Raw genomic sequence first — 22,491 nt, forward strand, 5'->3', positions numbered from 1 at the left:
GTATAAGAATAGCAATTCTAGTATTAATAGGATAATAAAATTCAAATTCTATAACCTTTCCACTCTCATCTTTATCATTAAACTTTAAGTTCATTAGTGGTTGATCAGAAGTTATAAAATTAAGATCTGTTTTGTTTTCATAAAAAACATATCTCACATCTTTATTGTCTGCAAGAGAAACCGCGAGTGAATTTGCAAAAACTAAAGAAATTATGTTTATAAATTTGGGGATTATTAATTCATTTTTTTCACACATTAACTCCAATTTTTTCTTCATTTTTTTTGTTCTTAAAAATTGAGAACATAAAAAAATCATTAAAAAAAACAGGTTATCTTCATCATCAAACATCCTAATCTCTTCAAACTTTTTAATTTTAATTATTCTACTACCATAGTTTTCAATTATAGTATGAAATTCTTCAAATAGATTTGACTTAATTAATTTTGTTATTTTATCAAGTTTTTCTTGCTTAGTTTCTGAATCAATTACAAATGCATTCTCTTTTTTAAACCTAAGAATTTTAGAGTAAATAATAAAGGATTCATATAATTCTAAATTAAGTTCAACTACAGTTTCATTGCTACAAGATTTTACTACTTCCTTTAAATTTATTTCTTCTTCAAGAGTAAATTCATCAAGGGCATAAAAATATTTTTCCATTGCAACTCCCATTAAATTAGAAGTAAATATTTTATTTTGATTTTTTGAATATGTAAAAACATATTCACCTGAACTCCAAGAACGTAAATAATCACGCCAAACGTAATGATGTTTTTTTTTCTCCATTATATTGTTTGCATTATATAACATTAAGATGTTTACTTTTATCAAAGATATTTATTATTTCATAAATTTCATTTCTCAAAAACTGTGCTTGCGTGAGGGATAGAGGCGGTATCCTTTTATGCAGCGGAGCGGAATAAAAGATATAGCCGAAAGCCCGACCCGGAGGGGCACGCCCATATTAAGATTCTGAGATTTCTCAATATTGTCATTTCGACGGAGGAGAAATCGCACTCGGGAATCTATAAAGAGAATCGCCAATCTTTGTCGAGTTTCTAGTGCGATTTCTCGTTCCTCGAAATGACAAGACTTTGCGTTTATCAATCTTTGTCGAGTTACTTGTAGAGATTTTTCGTTCCCCGAAATGACAAGACTTTGTGTTTATCAATCTTTGTCGAGCTACTTGCGGAGATCTCTCCTTCGTCGAGATGACAAGATTGTGTAAAACTTTGCGCTAATCCTTCGACTTCGCTCAGGAAGACAAAAAAGTCATAAATTTTGCGCCTTTGCGACTTTCGAGATTATTTCATTACAGTTTGAAGAAAAAACTTTGTGCCTTAGCGCCTTCGTGGCAAACCCAAAAAACAAATAAGAAAACTTTAATAAACCAATTATACGCCACTTATTCAAAAATCACTAATTTTGAAATTCGAAGTTCAAAAACTAAGTTATTATGAAATATCATCAAATAAACAGCGCTCTTTTTGTAAAAAACCGCAAAAAATTCACGGCAGAAATGAAACCTAATTCGGTTGCCGTTTTCAACTCAAATGACATTTACCCAATTAGTGCCGACAGTACTTTGCCGTTTGCGCAGCACAGAGATATTTTTTATCTAAGTGGTGTAGATCAGGAAGAAAGTGTTTTGCTTTTGTTTCCGGATGCACCTTATGAAAACCAAAGAGAAATTCTTTTTTTAAGAGAAACTAATGATCATATAGCAGTTTGGGAAGGTGAAAAACTGACTAAAGAACGTGCTTTTCAGGTTTCGGGAATTAGAACGGTTTATTGGTTACAGGATTTTCATAAAGTTTTGAACGAAATGATGACGTATGCTGATACGATGTACATCAATACAAATGAACATTATCGCGCAACTGTTGAAGTAGAAACTCGCGAAGCGCGTTTTGTAAAATGGTGGAAAGAACGTTACCCTGCACATAATGTGGCGAAAAGTAACCCAATTTTACAGCGTATTCGTTCTGTAAAAGAAAGCGAAGAAATTGATTTGATTCAGCAGGCTTGTGATATTACGGAGAAAGGTTTCCGCAGATTACTTTCGTTTGTGAAACCAAATGTTACAGAATATGAAATCGAAGCTGAACTAGCTCATGAATTTATCCGTAACCGCTCTAAAGGTTTTGCTTATACGCCAATTATTGCTTCTGGAAACAATGCCAATGTTTTACATTATATCGAAAACAATCAGCAATGTAAAGCCGGAGATTTAATTTTATTAGATGTTGCGGCAGAATATGCAAATTATTCTAGCGATATGACAAGAACGATTCCGGTTTCGGGACGTTTTACTGATCGTCAAAAAGCGGTTTACAATGCTGTTTTAAGAGTTAAAAATGAAGCTACAAAAATGCTTACGCCAGGAACGCTTTGGAAACAATATCATGTTGAAGTGGGTAAAATTATGACTTCGGAATTAATTGGTTTAGGTTTAATTTCTAAAGCCGATGTTCAAAACGAAAATCCAGAATGGCCGGCTTACAAAAAATATTTCATGCACGGAACTTCTCATCATTTAGGACTTGACACGCATGATTATGGTTTGCTTCACGAACCAATGAAAGCGAATATGGTTTTTACGGTTGAACCTGGAATTTATATTCCGGATGAGAAATTCGGAATTCGTCTTGAAGATAATGTTGTGGTTCAGGAAAAAGGAGAACCTTTTAACTTAATGCGTAATATTCCTGTTGAAGTTGATGAAATTGAAACGTTGATGAATTCTTAATTCACGATGAAAAAGATTTTTCTAGTTGGATTTTTATTGTTTTTGGGAAACATTTTTGCCCAGACAGAAGGCTATGCAGTTAACGCTGACGGAAGTAAAACCTATTACAAAACTTTTGGAAAAGGCGAACCGCTTTTAATTATAAACGGCGGTCCGGGAATGAACAGCAATGGTTTTGAAGATATGGCGAAAACGCTGGGCGAAAGTCAGCAAACGATTATTTACGATCAAAGAGGAACCGGAAAATCGAAACTTTCAAAATTAGATGCTAAGACCATTTCGATGAAAATAATGGCCGATGATATTGAATCGTTACGAAAACATCTTAAAATTAAAAAATGGAATATTCTGGGGCATTCTTTTGGCGGGATGTTAGGTTCGTATTATGCAACGGTTTACCCAAATAGTATCGATAAATTGATTTTATCATCATCTGGAGGCGTAGATTTGACTTTATTAAAAAGTCCGAATTTGGTTGAAGCTGGTTTAAGCAAAGCTGAAAAAGATTCGTTGGATTACTGGAATGATAAAATCGAAAAAGGCGACACGTCTCACAAAGCAAGACTAGGGCGCGGAAGAGCAATGGCTCCGGCTTATGTTTATGATCGGAAATTTGTTCCAATAATTGCCGAAAGGTTAACGCAGGGAAATTCGACAATAAATGGTTTGTTATGGTCTGATATGCAGAAAATGAATTTTGACTGCAAAGACAAGCTAAAAAACTTCAAAAATCCGGTTTTAATTATTCAGGGAAAAGAAGATATTATCAGTAATGAAATTGGAGAATTGGCACATCAAACTTTTCCAAATTCTAAACTGATTTTATTAGAAAATTCTAAACATTACGGATGGCTTGATGCGAGAGAAAAATACTTCTCGGATATTAATTCATTTTTAAAATCATAAAAATCAAAAAGCCCTTAATGTTATTAAGGGCTTTTTGATTTTATAAACGTTTATTATCCGATTTTTGAAATCTGAAGATCTAATTGAAATTTACCGTCAGCTTCGTTTCCGTTGATTAATTCAAAAAGCTCTAAAGCTCTTCTTGCATTTTTCTCTTCTTCTCTTTGCTCAGCCACATACCACATCATAAAATCTTCTGTAGCATAATCATTTTCGGCTCTACATTTTGCAATTACTCTATTGATTGCCTGAGTAACTGCAATTTCGTTTTGCAAAGCAATTTCAAACACTTCTCTAAAAGAAGCAAATTCTTGCTGTACTTCTGGAACAGATGGCGTAACTGCAATCCCTCCCATGTCTGTAATGAATTTAAAAATTTTTAGAAAATGTTCTCTCTCTTCTTCAGCCTGCTTATACAAATACGATGCTGTATGTGCATAACCGTTTCTATCCAGCCATGCAGCCATAGCTAAATATTTATTAGAAGCGTCGCTTTCAATTTTTGCCTGTAAGTTCAATATATTTTCTATTCCTTCAACTAATGAAGTACTGGTTCTTAGTAAATCTTTCATAACCTTTAATTTTTTATATATGTAAAATTACAAAAATTAAAGAAGACAGCTCTAAACGCCTGAAAATTTGGATTTAATCTAAGTAAGAATCTAAATAAGCTCGACGTTGACCGTATTACAAAGCAAAGAATGTAAGTTGAGGGTAAATTTTGTTCCGTTTAATAAATCTCTTAACTGCACTATTTCACAGATAGTAAGATTTCTGGAAAAATTTCTTTTGGTAGTTTCAATCAGCTGTGCGTCTGACTGATCAGATAAGTCATAAAGCATATTAAGAATGTCAACGCTATTAACCTTTCTTTGAAAAATCAAAAAATCATGAATTTTATAACTTGACACTGTATCAACAAAATTTATGATTACACTATTCGTCAAATCACATTGATAACTGTATCCTTTTTCGGTTTCAAATAATATTTTGGTGGTCAAATCACTAACTAATGCCATTCTGATAAAATATAATAACGGTGCAAAAATATAGAATTTAAAGTAATTAAACACATAATTAAGACTAATTTAAAATAACAAAATTACTTAATGTTCTTAAAAACAGCTCAAATACACTCAAAGACCGTAGTATTCTACAGTATTATTATTATTTAATTTTAAAAATAAAAAATTTAGAAATTATGCAGGCAGATGAAATAGGTTATCAAATTTTAGAGAAGAAATATCGCTCTGTTATAAATAAATCTATAATTATTCTAAAGATTTCCCAATTAAATCAAGACATCACAATATTTTACTTCAGCTTTCTTAACTTTGCGTATCACAACAAAAAATATCGTTTTGAAAAACATTTTATATAAAAACACCAAAATATCTTTTACTGACTCTGGAGAAGGAAACGCAATTGTACTGCTTCATGGCTTTTTGGAAAACAAAAAAATGTGGGCAGAATATGTTGAATTATTTTCAGAAAAATATCGTGTCATTACAATCGATTTATTAGGTCACGGAGAATCTGATTCTTTAGGTTACGTTCATGAAATGGAAGACAATGCAGATGTTGTTTACGAAGTTTTACAATCTTTAAAAATTGAAAAAGCAACTATTTTAGGTCATTCTATGGGCGGCTATGTTGCTTTGGCTTTCGCCGAATTATTCCCGGAAAACATTAAAAAATTAGTTTTACTAAATTCGACTTCTAAAGAAGATAGTGCCGAAAAAAAATTAAACAGAACGCGCGCTATTAAAGCAGTAAAACAAAACTATGTAAACTTTGTAAGTTTAGCAATTGCGAATTTATTCAGCGAAAATAACAGAACTCGTTTAGCAGACGAAATTGAAAAAGTTAGAGAACAAGCTCTTAAAACACCTTTGCAGGGAATTGTGGCTTCGCTTGAAGGCATGAAAATACGAAAAGACCGCGAATGGCTTTTACACGAAAACAGATTTCCGGTTTTATTGATTTTAGGTAAAAAAGATCCTGTTTTAAACTACGAGGAAAGTCTTGCTCAAATTGAAGACACAACTGTAGAATTGGTTTCTTTTGAAGATGGCCATATGAGCCACATCGAAAATAAAGAAGAACTAAAACCAATCTTGTTAGATTTCTTCAACTAAAATAATTGAGATATTAAAAGCAAAAAAGGCCATTCGAAATTCGAAATGGCCTTTTTTTATTAGAAGCAAAACTTATAGTTTTGAAATGATGTCTTTTTTGAATTTCCCCAAAGTCGCTCTTGTTAATCCAAGATTCGCTTTTTTTGCATCAACAGCTAAGTAAATAAAATACTGTCCGTCTTCAGAAACGTCTATAATATGTATTTGATCTGTTAGTGTAATTAAAATATCGTTTATTTTTTGATCTAATCCTAGAGCTTTAATGGCGTTTAATTTTGCTTTTACAACTTCTAGATTATAAGCAGAGGCTAATTCCGGATCGAAATCTGGATTTATAGAAAGTGAGCAATAAGACATTCCTGTCTCAACCTCAGTTACTGAAACTGCAATAAATCCGCTAACATTCTCTCTTAAATCATTTTGAAAATTCTGTAAAAAATCTGACATGTTTTATATATATTGGTTTAAATTAATTATTGAAAACGGTATCCATTTTTCTAAGCAGCAGACCCATTTTACTGATATCTTTAGACAGCAAGGCAACACAATTATCATCCTGATCTTTATTTGCAACCACGATACCGTCATTGTTTTTAATCATAACTTGTTTTAAGTCACCATTGTTAACATCTTCAGACATTTCTAAACACATTTTTAAAATCATTCCAATCATTGCGGCAACATTTCCGTCATATTCAAGGTTAACAGATTCTAATAAAATTCCGTCTATATTAAAGGTAATTCCAGACTCTGCGCCTGTTTCTTCAACCAATGTATTTAAATCAATCATAATGTTAAAATGTTTAAGAATGTCAAAGTTATTTTTAATAAATAAAATTGTTTGATGAACACTTGTTAAAAAAAACAGAACACCCAACTATCTGACTCACTTTTATTTATAGTATAACTTAACTCTATCTTTAAAAGAAAATCTTCAAAAATATTTAACAGAAAAAAGAGATTTACTCAAAATTGAAACATTTTAGTTCAAAAAATTCAAAACATAGGTTTGATAAGTACAGATAATCAGTTTAATAGAAGTTTTTCTTAAATTTGCTAAAAATTATTCCAATGAAAACAGTTGACGAATTACGCTTTGATTTAAATGTAAAACTGATGAAGTTTAGAAGATTTCGCTTTGAAAACGGACCAGTAAATACTCCAAATTCAAAAGAATCTGAAAAGAAAGGTTTCTTCAAAAAAATATTTAGTTAAAAACTACTTACAAAAAGCCGCAATTATTATTAAATAATAATTGCGGCTTTTTCCTTTATGCTGTGAAGCTTACATTTGTTTGCAAAAAACAATCCTTTTTGATCAGGATTACATTTTCAAAATTGTCCTAAACAAGACTTATTCTTTTCTTTTTAATTTTTGGATTCTTAAATTTAATCTTTAAACTTCAAACAATTTACTTGAGAAATCCTTTTAAAAAGTAAATTTAAAATGATCTAAAAACTCATTTTAAATTTGAGATAAAGGTTTTTTATTCTGAAATCTTATTTTCGCTTTTGATTTCAAATTATCCCAACAAACCGGCAAATGTTAAAAACAGGGTAATTTTGTTTAGCGATGGATAATTTGAAATTTTCTGAATGATCAAGTAATTGAGAATAAATTAATTTTGACGCTAAAAACGTTGTAAGTAACTAGTTACACTTTTTCTTCAAAAGGAATATTGCTGTCAAATATTTCATTTAGCAATACAACTATTTCTTCTATATAACTATTCAAAATTACTTTGCTTACTGTAATATCCAGATCTTTTTCTTCTTTAAATCCAAAAGGTAAAAATCCTGACTTTAAATTTTTAAATGAAATAATTCCAACTTCAATTGGAGTATCTCCTGCATTTTCTTCAAACATAAACGCATAAGCTAAAACCTGAATAATTTTATCATTTTTAAGCTCTTGTGTTAATCCGTTCCACGATTTAAGTATAACGTTTGTTTTTTCGACTTTTCCGGTCTTATAATCAATGATTCTTATTTTTCCGTTACGAAGTTCAATTCTATCGACTTCACCGCCAATTAAAACAGGAAATGGTAAACTTGGATGATGCAGATATCTTTCATATCTAGTTTCCAGAGCAATAATTTTAATTGCATCTCCATTTTTAACTGATTCTAATTCCATTTTCAAAAAATTAGAGACATTTCGCTTTGCAACTTCAAAAGCTAAAAGATTTCGCCCTTTTTTAATTTCACCCTCTTTATACACCAATTTAAATTGTTTTAATACTTCATCATCTAACAGTTTAAAACAGTTTAATAAATCAGATTCTGAAATAAATTTTCCAATAAAAGGTTCGTACAGCGCTTTTAATGTTTCGTGAATAATTGTTCCGAGTGTATTTAAGGCGATGTTCTCCTCTACTTCTTCGACTTCCCGAATTCGCAGGATTTTTTGAAAATAAAATTCAATTGGATTACGGATATAACTCGTCAATGCCGAAGGAGAAAAACCAGCAGTTGCAATTTCTCTTAAACGCTCCATAACCGCTTCTGATTTCGGAATAACCATTGGCTGATATGCCGTAGCTGGTAATACCGGATTATAGATATCAAAAGTCAAATTATGCTTTGATTTTTTTTCGACTTCAAGCTGGGTTATAAAACGGCTGCGTTCTCCGGCATCTAATCCGTCGTTTTCGGTATTATAAATTAGATAGATATTTTTTGCGCGCTGTAATAAATGATAAAAATGATAGGTATAAATAGCATCTTTTTCTTTAAAAGTGGGTAGACCTAATTCTTTTTTCACATCATAAGGAATAAATGAATTCTGAGATTTTCCCGCCGGAAATTTACCTTCATTCATCGAAGTGACAATTACGGTTTCAAAATCAAGAACACGGCTTTCCAGAACTCCCATGATCTGCAATCCACGCAAAGGTTCCCCTTCAAAAGAAACTTCAGCTACATCAATAATCTGCTTATAAATAGCATGAAGTGTATCAATATTATCAATGTGTTTATGCTGCGAATAATAATTTATGAGTTTATTAATCACTTTAAAAACAGCATACACAAAAGTTTTAGCAATTTTCTCTTCTTCATTATCATTGCTAAAATTCTGTTTTATCAAAAGTAATATTGCCGAAATATTTTCAAGAACCGCTACAGATCCGTTTTCCCATTTCTGAAACAATAAAGAAAACAATTCAGATGGATTTTGATTAAGCTCTAAAATCTTATTCAGCGTAATAAAAGTATAATTATTCTCTTTGATTATTCTAACAATATGATTTGTCTTGGCATACGGTTCAACTAAAGGATGCGTCAAAACATCCAGAACATCTTTATAATAAAAAACATAACTGCCGCCAGCACGTGAAAGCGCATTGGTATGCATTTTGAAAAATTTAGCTACCAATATCTGCGAAGGGTTATTCTTCCCTGAATATCCCATTGTAATATTTAAAGCCCCAACCGATGAAGGCAGCGAATACAGAACCGGAATTAAAAGATTTTCTTCTCCCAGCACTATTGCAACCTTATCTAGAGAAGCAGCTGGATTTTCATTAATTAAATTCTCAATAATACTTCCGGCCAGTTTAGCCTGTCCAATTGTTTTTGGTGTACCAATAACCTGAATGTTTTTGGTTTGAGAAAAATCGTCTACAATCCATTCAAAAGGATGAAATTTATAATGTTTCCAACTTTCTTTAAAACGACGAACAAAAAGTCCTGCATCATGAAAAGGATCATTTAAAAAAGCCTGATCTACATCCCAGTAAATTTTGGCCTGATCAAGCGCTAAAAGATGCTGCACAATTTTTTCTTCTGCTGCATTTAAGGCATTGAATCCGGCAAAAATAAAATTACGATTGGAAATAGTATTTGAAAAATGATTCAGATTATTTACGGCTTCTCTATAAATCAAACCTTGATAACCAATTGATTTATTTAAAAGATGATTGTATAATGAATCATAATAAAGAGGTAGCAATTTCCAAAAGTCAATATAGTTTTCTAAAAGCTTAGTTTTATTTTCGACTTCTATTCCCCATTTCTTAATGTCTTCAATATCTTTTAAATAAGACAGAACATGATTCGGTTCAAGAAGATAACGATCAATTTCATTAAAGTCCTGCAAAAGTGTTTTTGCCCAATTCGCAAACAACTCAAAAGATTGCTGATGCTGCTTTTCAGTAACTAATAAATAAACTTCATAAAACTCAAATAACAGTTCAATTGAATCTACAGACCGAATTGAAGCAACATCCTGCACAAAATCTTCAATGCTTATAATTTCAGGAGAAAGTATTGTTTTAGAAGTTTCTTTTTTAAGCGCTTCAATTAAAAAAACCTTAGCCCTTTTGTTAGGTAAAACAATAGTAGTTTCTGCAAGTTTATCTGAATAATCCTGAATTACGACAGCTGCAATTTTCTCTAAGAAAGATGTATTTATCATTGTATAAAAATAAAAAAAGCCATTCAATTAAGAATGGCTTTTAGTATTTATTTACAAAAGTAAATTATAGTTTACCTTGGTATTTAGAACCTATGTGTTTAATTTCAGTTCTTCTGTTTTGTGCTTTACCTGCAGCAGTTTTGTTACTTGCAACTGGTTGAGAAGATCCAAATCCTTTAGACTCTAAGTTTTCAGCGTTAACACCTCTTTCGATTAATGCATTTTTCACAGCATCAGCTCTGTCTTGAGATAATTTGTCGTTGATTTTAGCAGAACCTGTACTATCTGTGTGTCCTTCAATAGAGAATTTCGCGTTTGGATAGTTTTTAAGGATTTCTTTAATAGCGTCTAATCTAGCTGGAGTTTCTTTGTCACCAGTTTTGAAAGTAGCTTTTCCTGAGTTAAAGTAGATTGCTCTAGCTTGAACTTTAAGATCTTCTAAAGCTTGAGAAGATACTTCAGGACATCCTCTGTTACTAGCTGGACCAGCAACTGTAGGACAATCGTCATCTTTGTCTAAAACACCATCTTTATCAGCGTCTAAGAAAGGACAACCACCATTTTCTTTAGGACCTGCAACTGTAGGACATTTATCGTCTTTATCAGCGATTCCGTCTCCGTCAGTATCAGGACAACCTTTTAATGCAGCTAAACCAGCAGTATCTGGACAAGCGTCATCTTTGTCAGCAACACCGTCTCCGTCTCTATCAGGACATCCGTTTAATGCAGCTAAACCAAATTCGTTTGGACAAGCATCAGAAGCATCAACGATTCCGTCTCCGTCAGTATCAGGACATCCGTTGAATTGTTTTAAACCAGCAACATCTGGACAAGCATCATCTTTATCGTAGATACCGTCACCGTCTGTGTCTTTACCACCAAATTTGAATACAAGACCAGCAGTGTGTTGGAAGTGAGATGGAGCATCTGGAGTAACACCATCCGCTTCTTCTCTATTTCCGCTTACAGACCATTTGTATTTTGTAGCTAACTCAAGACCAATAGCATCAGTAAACCAGAAAGTAATTCCAGCACCTGGATTTACAGTTCCGTAGCTGCTATCTCCGAAGAAAGTGTAACCACCACCAACAGATAACGAAGGATCAATCACTTTAGATTTGATTAATTCTTGGAAGCTGTATTTAATAGTAGCATCAATTCCGTAGTACATTAAGTCTCCAGGATTGTAAACGATCATACCTCTTGAATCATGTCCAGCAGCAGTTGGAGCATAAAGAACATATTTATCAATTTTGTTTACAGATCCTTGTAAACCAACTGAGAAACCGCTACCTACATATCTAGACACACCAATGTAAGATAAAGAAGGAAGAATATTCCAATTGTCTTTTACTGCGAATGGCTGAGAAAAGTGCGCAGGGAAAAAGTCAACATGATCTGGACTTGCACTAGTCCTTGTATCCACAGCATTAACCCCGAAAGAGATAGCCCATGGATTGTTACTGTCTTGTGCGTGAGAACTTAAACCCATCACCATCATTACAGCAACTAAAAGTTTGTTAAGATGTTTCATACTTAATTTTTTTAATTACAATTTAGTTAATTACAAGCAAAAGTAACACCAAATTTTTTAAATACAAAATCAAATGTTAAAAAAAACCTACAAAAATTACACTAATGTGGTAATTATATAACTTTTAACATTTTACCTGTTAATTTAAATGCTTCTATCGCCTTGTCCAGGTGCTCTTTAGTATGAGCGGCTGAAAGCTGGACTCTTATTCTTGCTTTGTCTTTGGGAACAACAGGAAAGAAAAATCCTATAACATAAATTCCTTGTTTTAAAAGCTCATTAGCCATAGTCTGCGATAATTTCGCATCGTACAACATTACAGGTGCTATTGCAGAATCACCATCTATTATATCAAATCCGGCTTCTTTCATTCCTTTTTTGAAGTAATTAGTATTCCATTCTAATTTATCTCTAAGTGTTGTGTCTTTTTCTAATAATTCGAAAACCTTTATGGAAGCTCCTACAATTGCTGGCGCTAATGAATTAGAAAATAAATAAGGTCTGGAACGCTGACGTAAAATTTCTATTATTTCTTTTTTTGCAGTCGTGTATCCGCCCATTGCTCCGCCTAATGCTTTTCCTAATGTACCTGTTATAATATCAACCCGTCCCATTACTCCTTTTGCTTCGAGTGTACCTTTTCCTGTTGCACCAATAAATCCGGCAGCGTGGCATTCATCAACCATAACTAATGCATCGTATTTATCTGCCAGGTCGCAAATCTTATCTAGCGGAGCAACTAAACCATCCATAGAGAAAACACCATCGGTTACAATTAGTTTAAAACGAGTTCCAGCTTCAGTTGCTTTTATTAATTGCTGTTCCAGATCTTCCATGTTGCTGTTTTCATAGCGATAACGAGCTGCTTTACACAAACGAACTCCATCTATAATTGAAGCATGATTTAAACTGTCTGAAATAATCGCATCGTTTTCCCCTAATAAAGGTTCAAAAACGCCGCCGTTTGCATCAAAAGCCGCCGCATATAATATGGTATCTTCTGTACCATAAAAATCTGCAATCTTTTTTTCTAGTGTTTTATGAATATCCTGAGTTCCGCAAATGAAACGTACAGACGACATTCCGAAGCCATGTGTATCCATTGCGTCTTTTGCAGCCTGAACTACTTCCGGATGTGATGAAAGACCTAAATAATTATTGGCACAAAAATTTAAAACTGTCTCTCCTGTCGAAATTGTAATCTCCGCACCTTGAGCAGAAGTTATAATTCGCTCTTTTTTAAAAATTCCATTTTCTTCGATTGTCTGCAGCTCACTTTGCAGATGTTCTTTAATTTTACCGTACATTTTTATCTATTTAAAACGTTAAATATTAACAACTTAACCCGTAAAAAGAGTAGTTATTTCTTTAACATCTGATTAATATTTTCACAAATTTACCACTTCAATTTCCGATCCTATATATACCAAAACCTTTTTTAACACTTTGTATCCTAAATCTTCAATAGCATCTTGATATTCTTGAATTTGTTGCTGATATTTTGAGTTAATTGCACCAGTTTTATAATCCAGTAAATAAGCTTCCTTATTATTAGTCAATACAACGCGGTCCGGTTTTAAAATCTTTCCCTCTTTTTGAACTATTGTCTGTTCATTTAAAACTTTATAATTACCATCAAAACAAATACTTAATTCGTCATGATTTACAATTTCATTTAGTGTCCTTAAAACCATTTCAGATTGATCAAGGGTAATTAAACCATTTTCAAGCGCTTTTACAACTGCAAGATCCACATCTGATTTATCTTTTATAAAAGCCAAAATTTCGTGTACAATATTTCCGTATGAAATCGCTTCCTGCTGATGCGTCCCCCACATTAAGGCTTCACGCTGTGCTATTTTAATGTTTTTAGAATTTAAAACTTCTTTTACTATTGGAATTATCTTTAGAGTATCAACAGATTCTTCAGATTTAGAAAGTTTTGTTTTATTTCCAAATTCATATTCCAGCTTTTCAGAATCAAAAACTCCTTCGTGCATTAAAAATTTAATGAAATACGATGCCATATTATTTGGAAATTCACCGTCTTTTCTTTTTTTTAAAGATTGGGAAATAATATATAATTGCTCTTCGGCGCGTGTTAAGGCAACGTATAGAACATTAATATTATCTAATAATTCTTCCTGTTTTTTCAAATTAAAAACTACCGAAGCACTTTCACCAAAACCTTCAACTGCACTACTATTATCAATTAAGGCTTTTGGCACGCCTAAATCAGATTCTTCGGTATCGAGCCATAATTTATCTTTTGGTTTTCTGTTATAATCTTCTTCTGCAAAAGGCATAATTACAACCGGAAATTCTAAACCTTTTGATTTATGGATCGTCATAATTCGAACTGCATTATTTCCTTCCGGAGACGGAATGCTAAATTTCTCAGCATTTTTATCCCAGTAATTCAAAAAATCAGCAATTCCGGCTTGATTTCGAATATCTCTTTCTAAAACAATATCCAGAAAAAACTGCACGTAGGCATTTCCTTCTGACGGAGGTACAAATTTTGAAATGATTATTTCTACGGCTTCATAAAGTGATTTTTTTCGAACATTTTCAAAAGAGAGCGAAACATCAAACGTCAAGAGCCATTTTTCAAAATCTTCTTCAAATTTCTGCGACATTCCCTGAGCAATAAAATCATGGATTGGCATTTCGATTTCTTTATTTTCAGCTAAAAAATGAAGAAAATAGGCTTTTGATTCTAAATCGGCATTGTTGTTTAAATATCTCAGAAGATTAATTATCAAACGAACTTCTGTCGCATTTTGAATCATTAATGTTTCTGATGATAAAAGCGGAATATTTTGCTCTGTCAGATAATTTGCAATTGCAATTCCCTGATCTCTTTTTCTAGTTAAAACAACAATGTCCTTATATTTAAAACCTTCCCGAAGTACTTTTTGAATTGTATTTAAAGTCGCTAAAACATATAAATCTGATTTTTCAACGACTTCTTCTTCATCGGCAAAATCATTTTTTTCGATTATTGGGAGAAAAGAAATATTTACATAACCTCCTTTTTTTGAATTTGTATTTTGAAAACTATGATTTTCATATAGATCTTTATAATCTTCATTTATAAATTCAGAAGAAATCAATTTAAAAAAGGCATTATTAAAATTAATAACCTCGCTATAACTTCTGTAGTTAGTATCTAAATGTTTCAACACTTTTTCATGACTAAAAAAAGAAACTTCTTCTTTTCCTAGTTCAATAAACTGCTCGGCTTTTCCTCCTCTCCATCTGTAAATAGATTGTTTAGGATCGCCCACAATCATCAACGTTCCTTTATTTCCATAATCATCTTCACCGGAAAGTGAATTATGGATTAACGGAATTAAATTCTGCCATTGCATTTCTGAAGTATCCTGAAATTCATCAATAAAAAAATGGCGATATCGTTCGCCTAAACGCTCATAGATAAATGGCGCCGGCTGATTTTGAATTTCACGATGAATTATCGCGTTGAATTCTGAAATGGATAAAACATTTTGTTCTGATTGAATTTTTGCCAATTCGTTGCTCACTGTATTTAGCAAAGAAAGCGGCGTAATATTTTTTAAAAAGGCTTTGTAGAAATCTCGTTTTTCAAAATTCTTATAAACCTTGACCAAAATTTGAAGTAATTCCGGAATTACATTTTCAATTAATGATTTGTCTTTTGCTGTTTTATTAATGGCAATATCATCAAATTCATGAAAAGTTTTATTTCGTGGATTAAATTTTCCATCTCGAATGTTTTCTAAGTGATTTGGAAATGTTCCTCTTGAAAATGATTTTAAATCAATTCCGTTTTCATCAATTAATGAAAGTGCTTCTATTGCAAACTGTTCGTTTTCTGACTCCAGATCTTTGCACAAAGCCAGCATTTTCTTTTTAATCTCAATAAACTCTTCGATTGTTTTATCGTTAAAATGAAGAATTTCATTTCGATTATTTTCATTCAAAACCAAGCGCCCGGTTTCAAGAATTTCTCTGGAAATATCCCAACTTTTATCATCGTCGGTTTTTTCCATTGTAAAATCGATCAGCAATTTAGTCAGTGTTTCATCCTGACCTGCCTGGGCTATAATGGCATCAACCGCTTCAACCAATAAATTTTCGGTATCCAGAGTGACTTCAAAAGTCATGGGAAGATTTAAATCGTGTGCAAAAGCCCGAATTACTTTATGCGTAAATTTATCAATGGTAGAAATATCAAAAGCAGCATAATTATGAATTAAATGCTTGATGATACTTTGCGCTTTTACTTTAATCTGAATAAGTGAAAGTCCGATATCTCGGGATAAATCTTCCATTAAATCGACTGCTTTTGCAGAAGGTTCGTCTCTTGCAAATTCAGACAAACTTCCCACAATACGACTTTTCATTTCATGAACTGCCTTATTTGTAAAAGTTATGGCTAATATATTACGGTAAGCATCGGGAGTTTTTGATGAAAGAATAATTTTTAAATATTCTTTAACTAAAGTATACGTCTTTCCTGATCCTGCAGAAGCATCATAAATAGAAAAAGACGGACTTTGCATAGGTTTGTTTTTTTGTATTGTAAAAATAGCACAATAATATCAAACCTCAATAATGTAAAGTTTTCAAATTCCAAAAAATAAAAATTCCAAATTCCAATATCTGCGTGCAATGAACACTTCAAATATTGGAATTTGGAATTTTTATTTTTTGGAATTTTAAATATAATCTATTTAATGTTTTGGAAATGCTCTTTTATTGAAAACTAACAAGATTCCAACACCTGTAGAAATCGCCATATCGGCAACATTAAAAATAGCATTGAAGAACATAAAATGTTTTCCACCAAAGATTGGAAGCCACGATGGAAGATCCCCTTCCCAAATAGGAAAGTAAAACATATCTACCACTAAACCATGAAACCATGTTCCATATGGATGCGGCGAGAAAAGCGTTGCCAGATTATGTGTGCTGTCATCAAAAATAACTCCGTAAAAAACAGAATCGATAATATTACCTGCGGCTCCGGCAAAAATTAAAGCTATTGAAACAATCAAATAAGTGGAGTGACGTTTCTTAACAGCATCAGCAAGCCAGTACCCAATTCCGAATACAGCAAAGATTCTGAAAACAGTCAAAATCAATTTTCCGTATTCTCCCGGAATTTTTGTTCCCCAAGCCATTCCTTCATTTTCAATAAAATGAATTCTAAACCAGTCAAAAAGCACCACTTCTTCACCTAGAACGAAGTTTGTTTTTACATAGATTTTAGAGAGCTGATCGACAATTAGAACTAAAAATATAAGGAAATACGCTTTTCTTAATGACATTTTATGATTTTTTGATGCGCAAAAATAACAATTAAATCAAAAAAAACGCTCCCTTGGGAACGTTAATTGTTTTGTAATAAAACTTAAACAAAATAATTTGCTTCTATTATTAGTTTTTGATCTATCTTTTTGCAACAGCATTTGCCGGACTATCTGAAAAGAATTCTGAGATAGATTTAAAAATTCCTTTACTGGGTTTTCCAGCGGCAGCTCTCTTGGCTTCTGCTTTTTTAACTTCTGCCTTAAATTTAACGCGTAATTTTTCAAATTCCTTCATTCTGTGCTCAACATCGGAATTTACATCTTTGAATTTCAATACTTTAGCCATAGTGTAAGTTTTTTAAGTAAAAAAATAAAATATTTAACGATTTGGTTTTACAATAATACATAATTTAATTTATATTTGTTAAAAAGAATTAACAATTGTTTAGGAAGATTCACAACTACATTTGATAATATATACCAAAAACGAATTAATTTTAACTCTTTCCTCAAATCTTACAAAACTATGAATGAAATAACTACTATTCTAAACAACTTTTTGGTCGAAACAAAAGCCAGTGCAGCTTTAATCTTAAACGGAAAAGGAAAACTAATCACTTCTCTTAATCTGGATTACAGTGACAGTATTGCTGCAATGAGTGCAGGAATTTTATCTATGAGCGAAAAATTTCTAATTGACCTGGAAAAAGGCTCTTTAAAACAACTTTACTTAAAAAGTTCCGATGGGGTTGTCGTCGGAAATAAAATCAGCGGTTCTAACTTCGTCATTGCATTTTCACGAGAAGGAAGCAACCTTGGTATCTTAATGCACTCTACTGATGAATTATCTGTAGAATTAAGCAAAAATTCTCTATTAAAATAAACATACATCTATTAACCACAAACCCCAAGAACTATGAGTAACGACTTTTTAAACGTTTTTTTGAATGAAATGAAAACTAACGTAAACGGCTTTATTGCTGTAGCTGTAACAGAAATTGAGACAGGATTAAGCTTTGGTAACATAACAGTAGATTCAGCTTTTGATCCTGAACTGGCCGCTGCTTATAATCTCGAAGTTGTAAAAGCAAAACTGAATGCGGTAAAAGCCTTAGGTTTAAATCAGGATATTGAAGATATTTTGATTACGCTTTCAAACCAAATTCACATTATTGACATTTCGCCAAACAAAAAATTCATGATTTATCTTGCTGCAGATGCAACAAAAGCAAATCTTGGGATGACCAGAGCGGTTTTAAGAAAACACAAAGCAGATTTAGAAAAAAATCTAGCGTAACAATTTTACTTTTAAAAACCGTCACCGATAAAGACGGTTTTTTTTGTGACTATTGTAAAATTTCTTAGGTAATTATACTTGTCACATTCTTACAAAATAAATTTATTTTTAAATCAATTTATTTTGACTAATTATAAATAATTTCTTTCATTACGTTGTTTTATCAGCAAAATCAAACAAGTCAAAACATTAAACAAAAAAAACGCCCCTAAAAGGAGCGCTTATTTGTATTATGTATTTTTAATTATCTCTGCAAATTCTTAGCTTCGATACTCATTGTTGCATGAGGAACGATTTTAAGCCTTTCTTTGCTGATTAATTTACCTGTTACTTTGCAAATACCGTATGTTTTGTTTTCAACACGGAAAAGCGCATTTTTTAAATCGCGAATAAACTTTTCTTGTCTAATAGCCAACTGAGAGTTCGCTTCTTTTGACATTGTCTCACTTCCTTCTTCAAAAGCTTTAAAAGTTGGAGAAGTATCATCAGTTCCGTTATTCAAATCATTCATATAAGCACTCTTAATTAAATCAAGATCTGCTTGCGCTTTTTGTATTTTGCTTTGGATTATTTCTTTGAACTCTGCCAAATCAGCGTCAGAGTATCTTGTAATTTCATCTATCATGGTATTATACTTATTTTGAAATTAATATCAATGTTTTAATATCATCAAACTCAATTTCTGTGCCGTTTTCTAAAGCGTCAACAAAAACCAAATTATCTGTTAGTGTCTCAGACTTAATATAGTCTTCATTTTTAGAAACTGCTTCCTCTAATGGCCCGTTTCTTTTTATTTGTACTTTGATCTTATCAGTAACTTCAAATCCTGAATCTTTACGGATATTCTGAATTCTGTTTACTAATTCTCTCGCGATACCTTCGTTTTTCAATTCTTCAGATATTGTAATGTCTAGTGCAACTGTAATTCCGTTTGAATTTGCAACCAGCCATCCTTCGATATCCTGCGATGTTATTTCGACGTCTTCTAGTGATAAAGTTACATTATTTCCAGCAATAACAATATCTAACGTTCCCTGCTTGTCCAATTGGTTGATCTGATCTGCAGAAAAAGCTTGTATTTCCTTAGAAATCAACCCCATATCTTTTCCAAAACGTGGTCCAAGAGCCTTAAAATTCGGCTTAATCTGCTTAACTAAAATCCCCGAATCATCGTCTAAAAGTGCAATTTCTTTCACGTTTACTTCGGCTTTTACCAAGTCAGAAATCGCTTCGATTTCAGCTCTCTGATTCTCGTCAAGTACCGGAATCATTACCTTTTGCAAAGGCTGGCGTACTTTAATCATCTCTTTTTTACGCAATGATAAAACCAAAGATGAGATTGTTTGCGCCTTCTGCATTTTGCTTTCCAACGTTTTATTAACAAAGTTTTCGACAAATTTTGGAAATTGAGCCAAGTGAACACTGGCAAAATCCTCAGTTCCTGTCGAAACTGTCAAATCTCTGTACAATTTATCCATAAAAAAAGGAGCTACGGGAGCGCTTAATTTGCTGATTGTTAACAAGCAAGTATAAAGCGTTTGGTAAGCTGCAATTTTATCATGGGTATATTCACCTTTCCAGAAACGACGACGACATAAACGAACGTACCAGTTACTTAAGTTTTCCTGAACAAAGTCAGAAATTGCTCTTGTTGCTTTTGTTGGTTCGTAATCTTCATAACATTCATCTACAAATTTGATTAATGAATGTAATTCAGAAATGATCCATTGATCGATTTCCGGTCTTTCGTTTAACGGAATTTCTGCTTCAGCGTATTTAAAACCATCGATATTAGCATATAACGAGAAGAATGAATACGTGTTGTATAATGTTCCGAAGAATTTACGGCGAACCTCAGCAATTCCTTCAATGTCAAACTTTAAGTTATCCCAAGGATTTGCATTTGAAATCATGTACCAACGTGTGGCATCCGGGCCGTATTCTGCAATTGTTTCAAAAGGATCTGTTGCATTCCCCAGACGTTTAGACATTTTTTGTCCATTTTTGTCAAGAACCAAACCATTTGAAACTACGTTTTTATACGCTACTTTATCAAAAACCAAAGTTCCGATTGCGTGTAAGGTATAAAACCACCCACGAGTTTGATCTACTCCTTCTGCAATGAAATTTGCAGGGAAATCTTTGTTTTCGTCAATTTTATCTTTGTTTTCAAAAGGATAATGCCATTGTGCATAAGGCATTGCTCCAGAATCAAACCAAACGTCAATTAAATCACTTTCGCGTTTCATTGGCTTACCTGAAGCCGAAACTAAAGTAATTTGATCGACTACATTTTTGTGCAAATCAATTAAATCATAATTTGATTCAGACATGTTTCCGATTTCGAAACCTTTAAATGGGTTTTCTTTTTGAAAACCAGCTTTGATCGATTTTTCGATCGCATTGTATAATTCTTCAACAGAATCAATCAGAACTTCTTCTTTTTTGTCTTCCGTTCTCCAGATTGGCAATGGAATTCCCCAATATCTAGAACGAGATAAGTTCCAGTCGTTGGCATTTTTTAACCAATTTCCAAAACGTCCTTCACCAGTAGATTTAGGTTTCCAGTTGATAGTTTCGTTCAGGTCGAACATTCTATCTTTTACATCGGTTACTTTTATGAACCAGGAATCTAGTGGATAATATAACAACGGCTCATCAGTTCTCCAACTGTGTGGATAACTATGTACGTATTTTTCAACCTTAAAGGCTTTATTTTCTTCTTTTAATCGAATTGCAATTTCAACATCTACTGATTTCTCTGGAGCTTGTCCTGCATCGTAATATTCGTTTTTAACATATTTACCTGCTAAATCACCTAAATGAGAAGTGAATTTCCCTTGTAAATCAACTAAAGGAACTGGATTTCCTTCTTCATCCAAAACCAACATTGGCGGAACTTCCGGTTTTGCTTCTTTTGCTACTTTAGCATCATCTGCACCAAAAGTAGGCGCTGTATGCACAACTCCTGTTCCGTCTTCTGTAGTTACGAAGTCTCCGGCAATTACTCTAAATGCATTTTCCGGATTTTCGCATGGCAATACATAAGGCAATAATTGTTCGTAACGAATTTCTACTAAATCAACACCTTTTGCTTCGGTTAGGATTTTATACGGAAGTTTTTTGTCGCCGTTTTTAACATTGTCAAAATCAGCATCGTCTTCACTTAAGAAAAATCCTTTTCCAAATTGTTTTCCAACTAAGTTTTTAGCTAAAACAACGTTGATTCGTTCAAAAGTATATTGATTGAATGTTTTTACTAAAACATAATCGATTTTTGGCCCAACTGTTAAAGCTGTGTTTGATGGCAATGTCCAAGGAGTTGTCGTCCATGCCAAGATGTGAATATCTCCAAAACCTTGTAAAAAACTCGGAAGCGTTTCTGGCAAAGTTTTAAACTGCGCTACGATTGTAGTATCTGTAACATCTCTATAAGCTCCCGGCTGATTTACTTCGTGAGAAGATAATCCTGTTCCTGCTTTTGGAGAGTATGGCTGAATCGTGTATCCTTTGTACAACAAACCTTTATCGTAGATTTGTTTTAAAAGCCACCAAACAGATTCCATGTATTTTGGTTTATACGTTACATATGGATCTTCCATATCTACCCAATAACCCATTTTTTCGGTCAAATCATTCCATACGTCCGTATAACGCATTACGGTTTTTTTACACGCTTCGTTATATTCTTCGATCGAAATTGTTTTACCAATATCTTCTTTTGTAATTCCTAATTCTTTTTCGGTTCCTAATTCTACAGGTAAACCGTGAGTATCCCAGCCTGCTTTTCTTTTAACCTGAAAGCCTTTTTGAGTTTTATATCTGCAAAAAATATCTTTAATCGCACGCGCCATCACGTGGTGAATTCCTGGTAATCCGTTTGCTGAAGGCGGACCTTCAAAAAATACGTAAGGCTCTGCACCTTCGCGAGTAGTTACACTCTTTTCAAATATATTTTCTTTCTTCCAAAAATCAAGAACTTCCGACGCTACAGTTGGCAAGTCAAGTCCTTTGTACTCAGTAAATTTTGTACTCATTTTATCCTTTTCTTAAACGAGGTGCGAAAGTAAGGAATTTTGAATTATTGTCCATCAATTTCTTTAAATTTCACAAACTTTTGTTGAGATAATGGGTACAAAAACAAAAGAATTGG

The 22,491-nt window shown here is 32.7% G+C and carries 19 protein-coding genes; 6 read left to right on the forward strand and 13 right to left on the reverse strand.

Annotation, left to right across the window (positions count from 1 at the left end):
• A partial coding sequence (locus FLAPXU55_RS00135) for a DUF4238 domain-containing protein (protein WP_180855879.1) occupies positions 1 to 787 on the reverse strand: 787 nt, incomplete at its 3' end.
• Between the two features lie 670 nt (positions 788 to 1,457).
• Between FLAPXU55_RS00135 and FLAPXU55_RS00140 the strand changes: the two genes are divergently transcribed.
• Positions 1,458 to 2,750 (forward strand): aminopeptidase P family protein, encoded by a 1,293-nt coding sequence (locus FLAPXU55_RS00140; RefSeq protein WP_180855881.1) that lies wholly within the window; start codon positions 1,458 to 1,460, stop codon positions 2,748 to 2,750.
• Between the two features lie 6 nt (positions 2,751 to 2,756).
• Complete coding sequence (locus FLAPXU55_RS00145; RefSeq protein ID WP_180855883.1) at positions 2,757 to 3,656, forward strand: alpha/beta fold hydrolase; 900 nt, start codon at positions 2,757 to 2,759, stop codon at positions 3,654 to 3,656.
• A 53-nt stretch (positions 3,657 to 3,709) separates the two neighbouring features.
• Here the strand turns inward: FLAPXU55_RS00145 and FLAPXU55_RS00150 are convergent, their stop codons facing one another.
• Both FLAPXU55_RS00150 and FLAPXU55_RS00155 read right to left on the reverse strand, forming a co-directional pair.
• Positions 3,710 to 4,228, reverse strand: a complete 519-nt coding sequence (locus tag FLAPXU55_RS00150) for a ferritin (RefSeq protein WP_180855885.1) — start codon at positions 4,226 to 4,228, stop codon at positions 3,710 to 3,712.
• A gap of 90 nt (positions 4,229 to 4,318) precedes the next feature.
• A complete protein-coding gene (locus tag FLAPXU55_RS00155; protein ID WP_180855887.1) occupies positions 4,319 to 4,675 on the reverse strand; it encodes a hypothetical protein in 357 nt (118 codons plus the stop codon).
• A gap of 342 nt (positions 4,676 to 5,017) precedes the next feature.
• Between FLAPXU55_RS00155 and FLAPXU55_RS00160 the strand changes: the two genes are divergently transcribed.
• Positions 5,018 to 5,794, forward strand: coding sequence for an alpha/beta fold hydrolase (locus FLAPXU55_RS00160; RefSeq protein WP_180855889.1), 777 nt, complete (start codon positions 5,018 to 5,020; stop codon positions 5,792 to 5,794).
• Positions 5,795 to 5,866: 72 nt separating this feature from the next.
• On the opposite strand, the gene FLAPXU55_RS00165 is transcribed toward FLAPXU55_RS00160, so the two are convergent.
• Positions 5,867 to 6,241, reverse strand: coding sequence for a hypothetical protein (locus tag FLAPXU55_RS00165; protein ID WP_053473345.1), 375 nt, complete (start codon positions 6,239 to 6,241; stop codon positions 5,867 to 5,869).
• A gap of 22 nt (positions 6,242 to 6,263) precedes the next feature.
• Positions 6,264 to 6,584, reverse strand: coding sequence for a roadblock/LC7 domain-containing protein (locus tag FLAPXU55_RS00170; RefSeq protein ID WP_053473346.1), 321 nt, complete (start codon positions 6,582 to 6,584; stop codon positions 6,264 to 6,266).
• A 281-nt stretch (positions 6,585 to 6,865) separates the two neighbouring features.
• Here FLAPXU55_RS00170 and FLAPXU55_RS00175 point away from each other — a divergent pair, with 281 nt between their 5' ends.
• Positions 6,866 to 7,009, forward strand: coding sequence for a hypothetical protein (locus tag FLAPXU55_RS00175; RefSeq protein ID WP_165590703.1), 144 nt, complete (start codon positions 6,866 to 6,868; stop codon positions 7,007 to 7,009).
• Positions 7,010 to 7,447: 438 nt separating this feature from the next.
• Here the strand turns inward: FLAPXU55_RS00175 and FLAPXU55_RS00180 are convergent, their stop codons facing one another.
• The 6 genes from FLAPXU55_RS00180 to FLAPXU55_RS00205 all read right to left on the reverse strand — a co-directional run bounded on the left by FLAPXU55_RS00180 (position 7,448) and on the right by FLAPXU55_RS00205 (position 17,387).
• Positions 7,448 to 10,210, reverse strand: a complete 2,763-nt coding sequence (locus FLAPXU55_RS00180) for a PD-(D/E)XK nuclease family protein (RefSeq protein ID WP_180855891.1) — start codon at positions 10,208 to 10,210, stop codon at positions 7,448 to 7,450.
• Positions 10,211 to 10,274: 64 nt separating this feature from the next.
• Positions 10,275 to 11,744, reverse strand: coding sequence for an OmpA family protein (locus FLAPXU55_RS00185; protein WP_180855893.1), 1,470 nt, complete (start codon positions 11,742 to 11,744; stop codon positions 10,275 to 10,277).
• Between the two features lie 113 nt (positions 11,745 to 11,857).
• On the reverse strand, positions 11,858 to 13,051 hold the full coding sequence (gene kbl, locus FLAPXU55_RS00190) for a glycine C-acetyltransferase (protein WP_180855895.1): 1,194 nt from the start codon (positions 13,049 to 13,051) through the stop codon (positions 11,858 to 11,860).
• Between the two features lie 81 nt (positions 13,052 to 13,132).
• Positions 13,133 to 16,291: a UvrD-helicase domain-containing protein gene (locus FLAPXU55_RS00195; RefSeq protein ID WP_180855897.1), complete on the reverse strand. Its 3,159-nt coding sequence runs from the start codon at positions 16,289 to 16,291 to the stop codon at positions 13,133 to 13,135.
• Between the two features lie 171 nt (positions 16,292 to 16,462).
• Complete coding sequence (locus tag FLAPXU55_RS00200) at positions 16,463 to 17,059, reverse strand: lipoprotein signal peptidase (RefSeq protein ID WP_073485592.1); 597 nt, start codon at positions 17,057 to 17,059, stop codon at positions 16,463 to 16,465.
• Between the two features lie 121 nt (positions 17,060 to 17,180).
• Positions 17,181 to 17,387 (reverse strand): hypothetical protein, encoded by a 207-nt coding sequence (locus FLAPXU55_RS00205; RefSeq protein ID WP_053473351.1) that lies wholly within the window; start codon positions 17,385 to 17,387, stop codon positions 17,181 to 17,183.
• Between the two features lie 180 nt (positions 17,388 to 17,567).
• On the opposite strand from FLAPXU55_RS00205, the gene FLAPXU55_RS00210 reads away from it, so the two are divergent.
• Both FLAPXU55_RS00210 and FLAPXU55_RS00215 read left to right on the forward strand, forming a co-directional pair.
• Positions 17,568 to 17,924, forward strand: coding sequence for a roadblock/LC7 domain-containing protein (locus FLAPXU55_RS00210; protein ID WP_053473352.1), 357 nt, complete (start codon positions 17,568 to 17,570; stop codon positions 17,922 to 17,924).
• Between the two features lie 33 nt (positions 17,925 to 17,957).
• Complete coding sequence (locus tag FLAPXU55_RS00215) at positions 17,958 to 18,338, forward strand: hypothetical protein (RefSeq protein ID WP_053473353.1); 381 nt, start codon at positions 17,958 to 17,960, stop codon at positions 18,336 to 18,338.
• A 244-nt stretch (positions 18,339 to 18,582) separates the two neighbouring features.
• Here FLAPXU55_RS00215 and FLAPXU55_RS00220 read toward each other — a convergent pair whose 3' ends face one another.
• Both FLAPXU55_RS00220 and ileS read right to left on the reverse strand, forming a co-directional pair.
• The gene (locus FLAPXU55_RS00220; protein WP_017497677.1) at positions 18,583 to 18,963 is read right to left on the reverse strand and encodes a TraR/DksA family transcriptional regulator; all 381 of its coding nucleotides are present in this window, start codon (positions 18,961 to 18,963) and stop codon (positions 18,583 to 18,585) included.
• 10 nt (positions 18,964 to 18,973) lie between these two features.
• Entirely contained in the window at positions 18,974 to 22,375 is a 3,402-nt protein-coding gene (gene ileS / locus FLAPXU55_RS00225; protein ID WP_180855899.1) for an isoleucine--tRNA ligase, read from the reverse strand.
• Between the last annotated feature and the right edge of the window lie 116 nt (positions 22,376 to 22,491).

This window comes from Flavobacterium panici (genome assembly GCF_903819335.1).
Classification (GTDB): Bacteria; Bacteroidota; Bacteroidia; order Flavobacteriales; family Flavobacteriaceae; genus Flavobacterium; species Flavobacterium panici.